This is a genomic window from Vogesella mureinivorans, assembly GCF_007644035.1.
GTDB lineage: Bacteria > Pseudomonadota > Gammaproteobacteria > Burkholderiales > Chromobacteriaceae > Vogesella > Vogesella mureinivorans.
Genome location: NZ_VMTV02000718.1, coordinates 1 through 328 on the forward strand (window position 1 = coordinate 1; position 328 = coordinate 328).

The window sequence follows — 328 nt, forward strand, 5'->3', positions numbered from 1 at the left end:
CGTCGACTCGGCGCTTTACGAGGCGGTGTTGCAGGTGATGGAATCGACCGTCGCCGATTTTTCGGCGAGCGGCACCAAGCGGCGGCGCACCGGGTCGACCCTACCGGGCATCGCGCCGTCGAACGTGTACCCCTGCAAGGACGGCGAATATCTGATCGGCGCCAATCAGGACGCCGTTTTCGCGCGGCTTGCCGCGGCGATGGGCCGCCCCGAACTTGCGAGCGACGACCGTTATGCGACCCACCGCGCGCGGGGTGCGCGGCAGGAGGAACTCGACGCGCTGATCGGCGAATGGACGCGCACGATGACGATCGCCGAACTGGAGGCG

Annotated in this window: 1 protein-coding gene; it reads left to right on the forward strand. The window is 68.0% G+C overall.

Annotation, left to right across the window (positions count from 1 at the left end; translation table 11 throughout):
- Nucleotides 1–328 (forward strand): CoA transferase (locus FLQ44_RS17890; RefSeq protein WP_206208961.1); only part of this gene is annotated, 328 nt, incomplete at both ends.